Origin of the sequence: Actinoplanes sp. NPDC051494 (genome assembly GCF_044454705.1) — a bacterium.
Classification (GTDB): domain Bacteria; phylum Actinomycetota; class Actinomycetes; order Mycobacteriales; family Micromonosporaceae; genus Actinoplanes.
In genome coordinates this window covers 227622-241899 of record NZ_JBITDZ010000002.1, presented here as the reverse complement: position 1 = coordinate 241899, position 14278 = coordinate 227622, and the positions used below count along the sequence as shown (strand labels likewise).

Genomic DNA, 14278 nt, shown 5'->3' with positions numbered 1-14278 from the left:
TGGCCCCGCGACCCTGACCCTCGCGACCCTGGCCCCGCGACCCTGACCCTCGCGACCCTGGCCCCGCAACCCTGACGTCCGCGACCCTGACGTCCGCGACCCCGGCCTTCGCGACCCCGGCCCCCTCACCCTCGCCGCATTGATGTTTAAGGCGCTTTGGTGTTTCTGTTGCCATAGTGTGTGAGACACAGTATCGTTTCCGGCATGACAATGGATGCGACGCTCGCGGGGCACCTGCAGGAGTTGCGCCGCGGCACCGTCGTCGTCGCCAGCCTGACCGTGCTCCGGTCCCCGGGGTATGGATATTCGCTGCTGGAGACGCTGAGCGCGGCCGGTTTCGAGGTCGAGGCCAACACGCTCTACCCCTTGCTGCGGCGGCTCGAGTCACAGGGCCTGCTGACCAGCGAGTGGAACACCGACGAGGCCCGGCCGCGCAAGTTCTACCGGACCACCGAGCAGGGCACCGCGGTCGCCACCGCGATGCGCACCGAGTGGACCCGGCTCGACCGTGCCGTCGGTGATCTCGGCACCAGCACCACGTCCGCCACCACCACGACCGCCAGCACCGCGACCATCAGCGCCACGACCACTGGGGAGCAGAAATGACCAGCCTCGTCGACCGCTACGTCCGCACCGCGCTGCGCCGGGTCCCGGAGTCCCAGCGCAGCGACATCGACCGCGAGCTGCGCGGCTCCATCGCCGACGAGGTCGATGCCCGGGTCGAGGCCGGCGCGGCCCACGACGCCGCGGTGGAGCAGACCCTGCTGGAGCTCGGCGACCCGGACCGGCTGGCCGACCGCTACGCCGGCCGGCGGGCGTACCTGATCGGCCCGGAGCTGTTCGGGGTCTGGCGACGGCTGCTGACCATGCTGTACACGGTGGTGCTGCCGATCGTCGTCATCCTGGCCGTCATCGCCAAGGTGATCGACAGCGCCTCGATCGGCGAGATCATCGGCGGGGCGGTCACCGCCGCCATCACCGTCGGCGCCCACCTGGGATTCTGGACGACGCTGGTCTTCGCCATCATCGAACGCACCGGGCTCGGCCGCGAGGAACTGGGCCTGACCTGGCGCCCGGAGAACCTCCCGGAATACCGCGACGGCAAGGCCGCCAACAGCCAGCTGATCGTCGACCTGGTCTGGGTCGCGTTGCTGCTCGGCGCCCTGGTGCTGCAGCAGTTCACGTTCACCGCCGAGCCGGTGCTCGACCCCGCCAACTGGTCGTTCTGGTGGCCCTACCTCATCGTGGTCCTGGTGCTGGAGGCCGGTTACGTACTCTGGGTGCACCGGGCACCGGTCCGGACCCACGCGATGACCGTGGTCAACGCCGTGCTCGGCCTGCTCGCCGCCGTCCCGCTGGTCTGGCTGCTGGCCACGGACCGCTTCTTCAACCCGGACCTCTCCCTCGGTGACGCCGAGCGGTGGGCCGCCAACGCCCTGATCGTGGTGATCGTGGCGGTCACCCTCTGGGACATGGTCGACCAGGGTCTGCGCACGGCACGGTCCCGCAAGGGCCTCGGCACCCAGGTCCCGGGCACCGGCATCACCTGCTGATCGATCCGCGCGAGGGCCTCCACTGCGGTGGGGGCCCTTCCGCACGTCCCCCGCCGTCCCGTTCGCGCGGTGCCGCGATGTCCTGTAGCCGACAACGGGGATCGGGGCACGGACGGTGCTTTCCCGGTCCGCCCTACCTACAGTGAGCGGTTCACCGGCAGGAAGTAGTCGTTGGATGGATGACACGGATGTCCCGGCCCGGATCGTCGTCGCACGCGACGCGCTCGCCCGGGCGGTGGTGGCCCGGCTGGCTCCCGACGAGATCACCGCGTTCGACATGCTGGCCGCGGACTGGTCGCCGGCGCCGCGCCGGGCCCGGGACACGCCGCTGGGGTCCGGGCTGGAAGGCTTCGCCGAGACGCTGACGCCGTACGCGCTGGCGGCCGCGGGCTGGGCCGTGGCGGCGCTGGGTGACGGCGTGCGCGCCGAGCTGGAACGCCGGGGTGAGTCGACGACTCGGGGTCTGTTCGATCGCTGGCGCCGCCGTCGGAAGAGCCCCGAGCTCGTGGTCACCGAGCCGTTCACCCCGGCCCAGCTGAACGCCGTGCGCGCGGTGATCGCCGCCCGGACCGCCGCGCTGGCGGACGCCCCGGCCGCGGTGGAGCTGCTGGCCGACGCGGTCGTCGGTGAGCTGGCCCTGCTGAACACCCGGCCCGCCCCGGGGAGCGACGAGGGGGACGCGTGACCGAGGCCGACGCCGACGCCGATGTGGATGTCGGAGCGCCGGCCCTGCCGTCGGACCTGTGGTTGCTGCTCGCGCTGCTGGCCTGCACGGTCGTCGCCGGGGACCTGGCGTTCGCGCTGTGGATGACCGAGGTCCGCAACACCTGCCCGGCGTTCGCCGAATACTGCTCCCAGCCCGGTCTGTTCACCAAGGCGAACCAGTTCTACCAGCTGCTGATGCCGGGCATCCTCGCCTACGTCACCGTCGACTTCGCGCGCCGGCGCCGGTGCCGGCCGCTGACCGATCAGGTGTACCCGCAGGCCGTGGCAGTGATCGAGCGGCTGATGACCGAGCTGTCCGTGCGGCGCCGGCCGGCCCTGCTGGTGGGACGGCGGCTGGGGGTGGGCGCGTACGTGACCGGGGTGCCCCGCCGGCCGTACCTGGTCATGGGCGCCGATCTGCTGGTCCTGGCCGGCAAGGGCGACCGGCAGCGGCAGATCTTCGAGGTCGTCGTGCGGCACGAGATCGCCCACCTGCAGGGCCGGGACCTGGCCACGACGATGGCGGTGTCGCTGCTGCGCTGGTCCAACCTGTACGCCGGCGCGTTCATGATCTTCGCCGCGTACCTCGAGTCCCTGTCCGGCGACACCACGCCGGCCGGCCTGGGTGTGACGCTGCTGCGGGTGGTGCTGTTCACGCTGCTCGTCGAGATGATCGCGCGGGCGTGGCTGCGGGTCCGGGAACACCAGGCGGACCTGCGGGCGGGATCGGCCGACCGGGCCGGTCTGCTCGCCCTCGTCGAGGCCTCCGGTGGCCGCGGGGGCACGCCCCGCCTGATGTCCTGGTTGCGCCGGCATCCCCTGCGCGCCGACCGGATCGGCGTGGCCTTCAGCCCGCGCTTGCTGCTCGCGTCGTCCCCGGGGCGGCTGCTGCTCGGCGCGATCAGTGCCGGGGCGCTGCTGCCGACGCTGCAGGACCGGTTCCTGAGCGGGGAGGGTACGAACACCGACGGGCTCATCCTGCTCAACGGCGGCCTGGTCGGCGCGGCGCTCACCGGGTACGTCGGGTTGTCGCTCTGGCGCCACATCTGGTTCGCCGGCGGTGTCTCCTGGTGGGAGGTGCCGGTGACCGCGCTGATCCTGGCCGGTGGCATCGCCGCGGGCAGCGAGCTGGCGATCTACTCGACGATCGCCACCGACCGGACCGGGCTGTTCCGCTCGCCGCCGACGTTCGCGGCGCTGCTGCTGGCGACGCTGCTGATCTGCGGGTGGCTGTCGCTGACCGGCGGGCTCGGGTTGCGCGGTGGCACCGGCCGGATCCCGATGTTCCTGGCGGTGGCGCTGCCCGCCGGCTGCCTCGCCGGCGGCGGTGTCGTCGCCGGGCTGTGGATCTGGGCGGTCAAGCTGCGGGTCGTGCCGCTGGTCTGCGCCGAGGCGGATTTCGGGGATCCGGGCGGCCTCTGCCATGCCGGTGATGTCCAGCGGCGGGTCACCGAGGCCGTCCTCGCGACCACGTTCACCGGTCCGGGGCCGGTCCTGATCGCCCTCGTCGCGGTCGCCGCCCCCGCGATCCTGCTCATCGTGACGCGCGCGGGCGCGTCACGATGAGCAAAGGGGTCAGCGCTGGCCGGAGACCTCGGCGAACTCGCCGGCGAACGCCTCGGCGTTCTCCTCGGCCTCGTGCGGGTTGGGGCCGGGGGTCCGGTTGCCGGTGGTGATGCCGATGGCGCCGATCACGCCGATGGCCACGAACGCGGCGGCGCCCAGGACCATGATGGTGCCGTAGACGGCTTCCTTGGGGAATCCGGTGGTGGCGTTGATGTTGCTCTCGAGCAGGGCGACGATCAGCGCGCTGCTGACCGCGCTGCCGACCGAGCGGGCGATCGAGTTGACGCTGTTGGCCACGCCGGTGTCGGCCGGTTCGACAGCGGCGACCAGCAATGCGGGCAGGGTGGCGAACCCGAACGAGACCGCGAGCTGGGCCAGGGTGCCGAAGACGACGATCTGCCAGGGCTCGTCGTGCAGGAAGAACATGCCGAGGAAGCCGACGAGGCCGAGGCCGGCGCCGACGATCAGGGCCTGGTTGCCGCCGGTGCGGTGCACGAAGCGGCCGATGACCGGGGCCAGGACGACGCCGAGCACGCCGCCGGGCAGCATGTAGATGGCGCTGGCGGACAGCACCGAGGCGCCGAAACCGTAACCGGCGAGGGCCTCGGGGGTCTCGACGAAGCTGGTGATGACCAGGAACGAGCAGAACAGGCCGAAGCCGACGAACAGGCCGGCGAGGTTGGGCAGCATCACCGCGCGGCGGGCCAGCAGCGACGGCTTGGCCAGCGGCTGCTTGATCCGGCCCTCGGCGACCACCCAGGCGACCAGCACCACGGCGGAGGCGACGAAGCAGCCGATGGTCTGCGCGGAGCCCCAGCCCCAGTTGGCGCCCTGGGAGATCGGCAGCAGGAGCAGCACGAGGCCGACACCGAGGATGCCCGCGCCGAGCCAGTCGACCGACGAGGAGGCGGTGCGGTCACGGGCCTGGCGGGGCAGCGCGACGTAGCAGAGCACGAGCGCGACCACGGTGATCGCGAGGCCGAGCCAGAACGGGCGGTGGTAGTCGCCGCCGTCGCGGGTGAGCAGGCCGGTGCCGAGCAGGCCGATCACGCCGCCGCCGCCGAGCGTGGCGCTGACGACGGCCATCGACATGGTCAGCCGGGCCGGGGGCATCTGCTCGCGCAGCACGCTCATGGAGAGCGGGAACAGCCCGTACGAGGCGCCCTGCAGCACCCGGGCGACGATCAGCAGTGGCAGCGACGTGGTGACCAGCGCGATCACGGTGCCGATGAGCACCACGACCAGGATCGCCATCATCACCGGTCGTTTGCCGTAGACGTCGCCGAGGCGGCCGAGCAGCGGGGTGAGCACGGCGGCGGCGAGCAGGTTCGCGGTCAGCGCCCAGCCGACCGCGGAGAGGCTGGTGTCGAGCTGCCGGGCGATCGTGGAGAGGATCGGCACCACGAGGGTCTGCAGGATGGAGACGTTGGCGACCGCGACCGCCAGGGCGAGCGTGATCAGGCCGGTCCGCCGGTCCGCGGCGTGTTCCGGCCGGTGGGCGGCGGACGTGGATCTGGTCAAGGGGTACTCCTGAAGGGGGTCACGGTCGTAATCAACAGCGTGTTGATTATTACGATCACCACGTTGACCGCGCGGTGATCAAGGCGACTAACCTGGGGTGATGTCCGACACGAGCGCAGGTCGCCGCCGCGGTCCCCGCAAGGGCGACGCCCGCGAGGCCGACATCCTGCGCACCTTCGAGAAATTGATCACCGACCGCACGTACGCGTCGATCGGGATCGACGAGCTGGCCCACGGGGCCGGGTTGTCCCGCCCGACGTTCTACTTCTATTTCCGGAGCAAGGACGCCGTACTCTCCGCCCTGGTCCACGAGATCGAGACCGAGGTGATCGCGGCGCAGGCGGATTGGTACCAGGGCACCGGCATCGGCGACACCGAGGCGTCACTGCGGCGCAACATGGGGTACGTCGTCGCGCTCTGGCAGGCGCGCGGGCCGTTGCTGCGCCTGATCCACATCGCCACCGACGTCCCGGAGACGGTCCTGGAATTCCGCAAACGCCACCAGGAACGCCTGACCCGGCTCAACACCGAGCGCATCGACCGGGAACGCGCCGCCGGGCTGGCCCCGGCCGGCCCGCCGTCCGCCGCCGCGCTGGCCACCGCGATGATCCAGCTGCGCACGGTGCTGCTCTGCGACGCGTTCGCCTCCCAGGACGACCAGCAGCCGGCCACCGATCCGGAGCGGCTGATCGAGGACCTGGTCGCCGCGCAGCTGCGGCTGTTGTATGGACAACTCCCCGCCCGAACCGTGTGAGAATTCGCTGACCGTACGGGGACTGCGTATCCTACGAACCGCTGGCCGGCGGACACGGAGTGCGGGGAGCAATGAACAGCGCTGAGGGTGTATTCGCCGGCGACGGTGACGTCGGGTCGGACCTGGCCGCGGTGGGGTGGGACGAGACCCCGCTCGGGGCGCCGTCGGGCTGGCCGCAGAGCCTGCGGACCGCGGTCGACATCCTGCTGTCCTCCCGCTTCCCGATGTGGATGGCGTGGGGCCCGGAGCTGACGTTCTTCTGCAACGCGGCCTACCGCCGCGACACCCTGGGCGACAAGTACCCGTGGGCGCTGGGCCGGCCGGCGAGCGAGGTCTGGGCGGAGATCTGGGGCGACATCGGCCCCCGCATCGCGACCGTGCTGTCCACCGGCCGGGCCACGTGGGACGAGGGTCTGCTGCTCTTCCTGCAGCGCTCGGGATACACCGAGGAGAGCTACCACACGTTCTCCTACAGCCCGCTGCGGGCCGAGAGCGGCGCCCCGGTCGGCATGCTGTGCGTGGTCAGCGAGGACACCGAGCGCGTCATCGGCGCGCGCCGGATGGCCACGCTGCGCGACCTCGGCTCCGACCCCAGCGCGATCCGCTCCGAGCAGGAGGCGCTGGCGTTCGCCGCCGGGCAGCTCGAGGGCAACCTGTCGGACCTGCCGTTCACCCTGACGTATCTGTTCGACGGCGAGGACGCCCGGCTGGCGGCGACGACCGGGATGACCGCCGGGCACCCGGCCGCGCCCGCGCTGCTGTCCGCCACCGGTTCCACGCTGTGGCCGGCCGAGATCCCGGCGCGGGGTGAGTCCGTCCTGATCGAGCTCGATGGCACCCGCTTCCCGGCGCTGCCGGCCGGGGACTGGCAGGATCCGCCCGTACAAGCGCTGCTGGTGCCGTTGCTGCGGCAGGGCACCGCGCCGTACGGATTCATGGTGGTGGCGTTGAACCGTTTCCGCGCGCTGGACGACGGCTATCGCGGGTTCGTGGAGCTGGTCGCCGGTCACGTCGCGGCGGGTCTCGCCGGCGCCCGCAGTTTCGAGGCCCAGCAGCGGCGCGCCGAGGACCTGGCGGAGCTGGACCGGGCCAAGACCACGTTCTTCTCCAACATCAGTCATGAGTTCCGCACCCCGCTCACGCTGATCATGGGCCCGGTGGAGGACCTGCTCGCCCGCGCGGACGACCCACGGCAGCGTGCGGAGCTCGACGTCATCCGCCGCAACGGGATGCGGCTCGGCAAACTCGTCAACACCCTGCTCGACTTCTCCCGCATCGAGGCCGGCCGCATGCAGGCCCGGTACGAACCGGTGGACCTCGCGGCGGCCACCTCCGAGCTCGCGAGCGTGTTCCGCTCCGCCGTCGAACGGGCCGGGCTGGGCTTCGAGGTCGACTGCCCGCCGCTGCCCCAACCGGTGTACCTCGACCGCGGCATGTGGGAGAAGGTGATCCTCAACCTGCTCAGCAACGCGCTGAAGTTCACCTTCACCGGCCGCGTCCGGGTCGCCGCCCGGGTCGAGGGCGACCGGGCCGTCGTCACCGTCGCCGACACCGGTATCGGCGTGCCGCCGGGCGAGATACCGCAGCTGTTCGAGCGCTTCCACCGCATCGAGAACGCCCGGTCGCGGTCCAACGAGGGCAGCGGGATCGGCCTGGCCCTGGTCAAGGAGCTCGTCGAGATGCACGGCGGGGTCATCACCGCCGACAGCACCGTGGACGAGGGCACCACCTTCGTCATCCGCCTGCCGTTCGGCACCGGGCACCTGCCGGCCGACGCACTGGCCCCGGCCGGCGGCACCGCCACGGTCTCCCCCGGCGCCGATCCGTACGTCCAGGAGGCGATGCGCTGGCTGCCCGGCGAACCCGGGGACGGTCCCGGCGCGGAGGACCGGCGGACCGAGGGCGGCGCGCGGGCCGGGCATCCGTCGGCCGGGGTGCTGGTCGCCGACGACAACGCGGACATGCGCGACTACCTCGCCCGGTTGCTGCGCTCCGCCGGTTACCGTGTGGAGGCCGTCGCCGACGGGAAGGCGGCGCTGGACGCCGCCCGGGTCCTGGCCCCCGACCTGATCGTCAGCGACGTCATGATGCCCCGCCTCGACGGCCTGCAACTGGTGGCCGCGCTGCGCGACGACCCCCGCACGGCGAGTACCCCGGTGCTGCTGCTGTCGGCGCGGGCCGGGCAGGAGGCGTCCATCGAGGGCCTCGAGGCCGGCGCCGACGACTACCTGGTCAAGCCGTTCTCCTCGGCCGAGCTGCTGGCCCGGGTCCGGGCGAACGTGGAACTCGCCCGGCTGCGCAACCACCACGCCCGGTGGCGCACCGCCCTGGTCGACTCGCTGCAGGAGGCGTTCTTCGTCTGCGACGAGGACGGCGCGGTCATCGAGATCAACTCCACGTTCACCGACATCCTCGGGTACGGCCCGGAAGGTCTGCCGTACGCCGCGGTGCACCCGTGGTGGCCCGGCCTCGACACCGACCCCGACGGGCACCAGCAGGTCGCCGACGCGCTCAGTCTGCTGCTCGACCAGCCGCACGGCGCCTACACCATCCCGGTGGACCACCGCGACGGCCACCGTCTGTGGGTGGCGGCCGCGTTCAGCCGGGTCGAGGACCCGGACACCGGGCGCCGCGTCGTGGTCGGCACGTTCCGCGACGTCACCGCCGAGCACTACGCCGTGCAGCGCGAGGGTGCCCTCGCCGCGGTCAGCATGGGGCTGTCCCGGGCGGAGTCCCCGGCCGGGGCGCTGGCGGGCGTGCTGTCCGTCCTGAAGGACCTGTGGCAGGCGACGCGGGCGTCCGCGGCGGTCTTCGACGGTTCGGCCGCCCCCACGGTGACCACCACCGAGCCGCACCTGAGCTGGGAAACCCTGCCCGAGGAACGCCGCGAGGCGCTCACCGCGGTCCGGGACAGCCCACTGCTCACCCCGGTCGCCGACGAGATGGCCGGCGCCGGCATCGCCCTGGAGCATCCGGACGGCACGATGGCGCTGTGGGTGGAGCTGGCCGAGCAGCGGCCGTTCACCGAACAGGACCGGACCCTGCTGGCGCTGCTGGCCGGGCACGTCGGGCAGGGCCTGCACCGCATCCACCAGATCGACCAGCAGCGCGAGACCGCGCTGGCCCTGCAGCGGGCCATCCTCGGCCCGGCGCAGCTGCCGGCCGGATTCGCCGTACGCTACGAGCCCGCGACCCGCCCGTTGAAGGTCGGCGGGGACTGGTACGACACCGTCCCGCTGTCCGACGGGCGGATCGGCATCGTCGTCGGTGACTGCGTCGGGCACGGCCTCGAGGCGGCCACCGTCATGGGGCAGCTCCGCAGCGCCTGCCGGGCCCTGCTGCTGCAGAACACCGATCCCGCGCAGACGCTGACCGCGCTCGACCGGTTCGCCGCCCAGCTCCCCGGCGCCATGTGCGCCACCGTCTTCTGCGGTGTCCTCGACCCGGGCACCGGTGTGCTGAGCTATGCCAGCGCCGGGCACCCGCCCGCGGTCGTGACCCATCCGGACGGCAGCACCGACCTGCTCGACCAGGGTCGCTCCCGCCCGCTCGGGGTCCGCGCCCGCGCCCCGCGCCCCGAGGCGCAGTACACCGTGCCCGCCCGGGCCACCCTGCTGCTGTACACCGACGGGCTGGTCGAACGCCGCCGCCAGTCGCTGACCGCCGGCATCGACCGGGCCACCGCCGCCGTGCAGCACGGGCGCACCGCCCCGCTGGAGATCCTGGCCAGCAACGTCATGCGGGCCATGGCCCCGGACGGCGGCTACGACGACGACGTGGCGCTGCTGCTGTACCGGCACCCCGGCCCGCTGGAGCTCGACTTCGCCGCCGAGTCGACCCGGCTGGCACCGGTGCGCTCCGAGCTGCGGGGCTGGCTCGCCCGCTGCGGGATCGACACCACCACCGCGCAGAACGTCCTCGTCGCGGCCGGCGAGGCCTGCGCCAACGCCATCGAGCACGGCCACCGGCACGCCCCCGCCGGGCGGATCCGGCTGCATGCCGCCGCCACCGCCGACGACCTGCACCTGACCATCACGGACAGCGGGCGGTGGCAGACCCCGCAGCCGGCCGCCAACCCGTACCGTGGCCGGGGGCTGACCCTGATGAGAGCACTGATGAACGAAGTGACCGTCACGACCGGCGCCGCCGGCACCATCGTCGGCCTGCAGGTAAGGATCGCCCGATGAGCACCGACCTGACCCTGACCACCGGGCGCGGCGAGGACGGCGCCGTCGTGCTCGCCGCCACCGGCGAGATCGACATGAGCAACGCCCGCGCGTTCTCCGCCGCCCTGGACGACGCCCACCAGGAGGCAGCGGACACCCCGTTCGTCGTCGACCTCACCCGGGTGGAATACCTGGACAGTGCCGGGCTGGCCGCCCTGTTCCCGCACGTCGAGCGGATCCGCCTGATCGTCTCCGCCCTGCTCGCGCCGCTGCTGACGGTCGCCGGGCTCGACGAGCTCACCACCGTCCGGGACGCCTGACCACCTCGCCGGCAGCACCGATGGCGCCGTCCCGGTCGCGGTGGATCCGGAGGAACGGCCCGATCGCGACCGCGGCGAGCACCACCACGGTGAGGATCTGCAAGCTGTCCATGTCGAACCCGGTCAGCACCGCCGTGGTCAGCGGCACCAGCACCATGTTGTTGCCCGCGTGCGCCAGGCAGGCCGGCCAGATACTGCCGGAGCGTTCCCGCAGCCAGGCCAGGATCACCTCCTGGCACACGATCCACGCCGCCCAACCGGTCAGCCCCCACACCAGATGCCGGTACTCGACGTACCCGAACAGGGCGAGCGGGAAGTGCCAGACCGCTGCGATCAGGCCGGTTGTCACCGCGGCCAGGCGCGGACGGCCCGGCCAGATCCGGACCAGCAGGTACCCGGTCCAGCCGAACTCCTCACCCCAGAACACCAGGGTCGCCACCGCCGCCAGCGCGCAGAGCACGAGCGGCACCGCCCAGACCGGCAGCCCCGGCACCAGGTCGGCGACCGGGCTCAGCCGGGCCTCCCGGCCGATGGCCACGCCGAGCCCCACCACCGCGACGGCCACCCCGAGCGGGCCGAGCAAGGCCAGCAGGTAGAAGCGCCAGGAGGCACGGAACAGCGGCCGCGATCCGGAGTCCGCGAAGCCCTCCCGGCTCACCCACCGCCGGACCACGAGGGCCGCGATCGCCGGCGCGAACGCGGGTGGTATCTGGACCAGCGGGTTCACCAGCGACCAGTCCAGCACCAGGTAGGCCAGCGCCTCCCAGCCCCAGGCGATACCGAAGGAGATGAGCAGGAATGTCTTCATGCCATCGACCACACCAGATGTCGCCCGCCTGGTCACGGCGGCCAACCCCCGTGATCGGGGTAGTGCCAGCCATACCCCAGGGTCTCGCAAGGCGAACGACGCCCGGCCGGACAGTCGGCCGGGCGTCGTTCGGTGCTACCTGATCAGACCTGGCCGGTCAGGACTGCTGCGTCAGGGCGCTCAGGTCGATCTTCGCCGCGTTGTCGGGCACGGCGATCTCGCTGCCGGTGGTGACCTCGACACGGACCGCGGCCCGGCCGGTGGCGCCGTCGATGAACTGCAGGATGTTGACCTCGGCGGCGGTGAACGTGCCGTCCTCGACCCACAGGTCCACGACGATCGGCCGGTCCTTCGGCGCGTCCTCGACCTCCTCGGACAGATCCGAGCCGAGCTCCTTGCTCATCGCGGCGGCGAGTCGCTTCGCCTCGGTGTACGCCTTGGTCGTCGACGACGTGACGACGAGGTGGTGCTCGTCGGCGCTGTCCCGGGTGACCTCCGCGCCCTCGACCAGGTTGGTGGCACTGGTCTGCAGCTCGGCGAGCATCTTCTGGGCGTCCGCGGTGTCAGCGGCACCCGAGGTGCCGAGCGCGCTGGAGGCACCCAGCTCGGTGGCCTGCTTCGCGTCGACGGCGACCCAGCCGCCGTCGAAGAACGAACCGAGCTCCGGCATGCCCGACGTGGCCTCCTTGCGGAGATCGTCGATGTCACCGCCGGCGCCGAACTTCTGCGCCAGGTCGGCGACCGGCGCCTTCGCGTAGATCATGCCGTCGACGAAACGGATCTCCGTGCCCGCGACGCCGTCGATGGTCGCGCCCACCATGCTCCGGTCGTCCTCGGTGCCGTCGCCGGCCTTGTCGTACCCGATGGTGAGCGTCGAGTTCGCCACCTTGCGCAGCACATCGGCGTCTTCGTCCGTGAAGTCCGACTTCTCACTGGTGGCCTGCAGCTTCAGGCCCGCGATCAGCTCGTCGGCACTGCCGCTGAGCTTGACGGTGAACCCGGCCTGCTTGGCCGCACCCAGGTGCTGAGCCGCGGTGCGCAGCTCCAGCTTCGGCTCGATCTGCGCGGCCACCTGCTCGCCACAGGCAGCGACGGCCAGGACGGCCGCGCCCGCCACCATGCCCGCGATAAAACGCTTCTTGATCATCTATCCCCGTTTCGTGAAGTCGCCCCTCATTGTGACGAGTGCCCGCAACCGAGAATCGAACGATCCGGCCCTCATCCGTACGGCCACCCGGGCCGCCGAAAAGGCGTTCCCCACGGAGGTGACGGCTCGCGATCACGACATCAGCTGTACAAGCGGGCCAAATCGATGAGCTGGACGGTCGGGTCGGAGACCGCGACCGCCGTGAGGTCCGGGGTGAATCCGGCGCCGCTGAACAGCATCAGCCGGCATGACTCGGCATGAACACCGGACCTGGCCCGCAACAGCTCCCGGATGTGTTCGAGACGGTGCAAATGCTTGACGCCGACGGTCTCGTTCCATTTCGCCTCGCCGATGGCGAGCAACTCCTCGCGGCCGTCCGGGCCCCGCCCGAAAGCCGCGACGTCCACCTCGTGCTGGCTGCGTGCCACCGGATCGGCGACCGTGCCGGCCGCCACCCGGTGGGGGTAGCCGCCAAGGACGTCGGGGTCGGCCTCCCAGCGCGTCCACTGACGGCAGACCGACTCGAAGTGCGGGCCGACGACCTTGCTGAGGAACGTCGCCTGCAGACGGGGCCAGACCCGGGCCGCCCGGCCGGGCCGCTCGAGATCACCCCAGGCCGGCCGCATGACCGCGTGGTAGAACGTCACCAGCGGCTCCGCGATGCGGTAGTCGCCGGTGGCATTACGGAAGGCATCCGGTTCCCGGACGACCATCCCGACGTCCTCCAGGATGCGAAGCGCGTGGTTGAGGTCGGACGGAGCCCGGCCGAGATAGTTCGCGATCGCACCGCGGCGGGTGTTTCCCTCGGAGATCGCCGCGAGCACCGAATGATAGAGAGCGGGATCCCGGAGGTCCGGTTCCTCCGCGAGCAGATACCGGGCCTCGCGGAACAACGGCCGGGCCGGGTTCAGCACCGCCCGGACCACCCAGGCGTCGAAGTCCTCCGGCCCACCCGGGGAATCGTCCCGGGTGAACTCGTGCCGGTACGCCGGGGTGCCCCCGACGATCGCGTTGACCAGCAGCGCAGTACGCGGATCCGGGATCTCCCAGAACCGGCCGGCGGCGCGGTAGTCAAGGGTCGGGACCACCAGCTCCAGCCCGGCGCGTCCGCGGAGCGGGGCGGTCCCGGACAACAGGCCACCCATGAACGACAGCGCCGATCCGCACAGGAGCAGCCGCACCTGGCTGTTCGCCCGCTGCCCGGCCGGGTCGAGCTGCCGCTGGATGATCGATGGCAGAGCGGGACTCACCCGGGCGAGGAACGGGAACTCGTCGATCACCACCGGCAGCGGCCCGTGCGGTGCGAGCGCGAACGTACGGGTCACCGCTTCATCCCAGGTGGCGAACCGTATGGGGGTCGGCTCCCGCAGATAGGAACCCAGCGCGTCGCCGAACTGACGCAACGCGTCGGCCTCCGACGACTCGGTGGCGGTGAACATAAAGCCGCCGGCCGCCCGGACCAGGGCGTCGAGCAGGAACGTCTTACCTTGGCGGCGACGTCCTGACACCACGCCCAGCGTCGCCCCACCCATCGGGGCACTCGCGTATTCGGCCAGCTCAGCCCATTCGGCGTCCCGCTCGAAGACCGTGGTCGGCTTCTCCACCAGGCCCTCCTGTAAGTATAGTTACGTTAACTATACTTACATCGAGGTGTCGGCGGATACGAAGCGGGCCTCGCCGATCGTCAAGGCGTTCGCGCTGTTCACGTGATGCGCGCTGAGGTTGCCGACAGCTCGGT

At 71.7% G+C, this 14278-nt stretch carries 11 protein-coding genes; 7 read left to right on the top strand and 4 right to left on the bottom strand.

The features are described from left to right. Window positions 1-204: 204 nt before the first annotated feature. The 4 genes from ACIA6A_RS07860 to ACIA6A_RS07845 all read left to right on the top strand — a co-directional run bounded on the left by ACIA6A_RS07860 (window position 205) and on the right by ACIA6A_RS07845 (window position 3824). The gene (locus tag ACIA6A_RS07860) at window positions 205-606 is read left to right on the top strand and encodes a PadR family transcriptional regulator (RefSeq protein ID WP_396096702.1); all 402 of its coding nucleotides are present in this window, start codon (window positions 205-207) and stop codon (window positions 604-606) included. Continuing rightward, the gene (locus ACIA6A_RS07855; RefSeq protein ID WP_396096700.1) at window positions 603-1553 is read left to right on the top strand and encodes a permease prefix domain 1-containing protein; all 951 of its coding nucleotides are present in this window, start codon (window positions 603-605) and stop codon (window positions 1551-1553) included. The genes ACIA6A_RS07860 and ACIA6A_RS07855 overlap by 4 nt, the downstream gene beginning before the upstream one ends. A 175-nt stretch (window positions 1554-1728) precedes the next feature. Further along, window positions 1729-2238, top strand: coding sequence for a hypothetical protein (locus ACIA6A_RS07850; protein ID WP_396096699.1), 510 nt, complete (start codon window positions 1729-1731; stop codon window positions 2236-2238). After that, window positions 2235-3824 carry a M48 family metallopeptidase gene (locus ACIA6A_RS07845; protein ID WP_396096698.1) on the top strand — a complete coding sequence of 530 codons (1590 nt, stop codon included), beginning with the start codon at window positions 2235-2237 and terminating at the stop codon, window positions 3822-3824. The genes ACIA6A_RS07850 and ACIA6A_RS07845 overlap by 4 nt, the downstream gene beginning before the upstream one ends. A gap of 9 nt (window positions 3825-3833) precedes the next feature. On the opposite strand, the gene ACIA6A_RS07840 is transcribed toward ACIA6A_RS07845, so the two are convergent. Beyond that, on the bottom strand, window positions 3834-5345 hold the full coding sequence (locus ACIA6A_RS07840; RefSeq protein WP_396096696.1) for an MFS transporter: 1512 nt from the start codon (window positions 5343-5345) through the stop codon (window positions 3834-3836). A gap of 100 nt (window positions 5346-5445) precedes the next feature. On the opposite strand from ACIA6A_RS07840, the gene ACIA6A_RS07835 reads away from it, so the two are divergent. The 3 genes from ACIA6A_RS07835 to ACIA6A_RS07825 all read left to right on the top strand — a co-directional run bounded on the left by ACIA6A_RS07835 (window position 5446) and on the right by ACIA6A_RS07825 (window position 10585). Then, window positions 5446-6099 carry a TetR/AcrR family transcriptional regulator gene (locus ACIA6A_RS07835; protein WP_396096695.1) on the top strand — a complete coding sequence of 218 codons (654 nt, stop codon included), beginning with the start codon at window positions 5446-5448 and terminating at the stop codon, window positions 6097-6099. Between the two features lie 71 nt (window positions 6100-6170). Continuing rightward, on the top strand, window positions 6171-10286 hold the full coding sequence (locus ACIA6A_RS07830; protein WP_396096693.1) for a SpoIIE family protein phosphatase: 4116 nt from the start codon (window positions 6171-6173) through the stop codon (window positions 10284-10286). Then, window positions 10283-10585 (top strand): STAS domain-containing protein, encoded by a 303-nt coding sequence (locus tag ACIA6A_RS07825; protein ID WP_396096692.1) that lies wholly within the window; start codon window positions 10283-10285, stop codon window positions 10583-10585. The genes ACIA6A_RS07830 and ACIA6A_RS07825 overlap by 4 nt, the downstream gene beginning before the upstream one ends. Here the strand turns inward: ACIA6A_RS07825 and ACIA6A_RS07820 are convergent. From ACIA6A_RS07820 to ACIA6A_RS07810, 3 genes are all read right to left on the bottom strand, one after another. Continuing rightward, on the bottom strand, window positions 10563-11393 hold the full coding sequence (locus ACIA6A_RS07820) for a CPBP family intramembrane glutamic endopeptidase (RefSeq protein WP_396096691.1): 831 nt from the start codon (window positions 11391-11393) through the stop codon (window positions 10563-10565). The two genes, ACIA6A_RS07825 and ACIA6A_RS07820, sit on opposite strands and share 23 nt — an antisense overlap. Window positions 11394-11550: 157 nt before the next feature. Then, complete coding sequence (locus ACIA6A_RS07815; RefSeq protein ID WP_396096689.1) at window positions 11551-12540, bottom strand: hypothetical protein; 990 nt, start codon at window positions 12538-12540, stop codon at window positions 11551-11553. Between the two features lie 140 nt (window positions 12541-12680). Beyond that, window positions 12681-14144 (bottom strand): ATP-binding protein, encoded by a 1464-nt coding sequence (locus ACIA6A_RS07810; protein WP_396096688.1) that lies wholly within the window; start codon window positions 14142-14144, stop codon window positions 12681-12683. Window positions 14145-14278 lie beyond the last annotated feature (134 nt).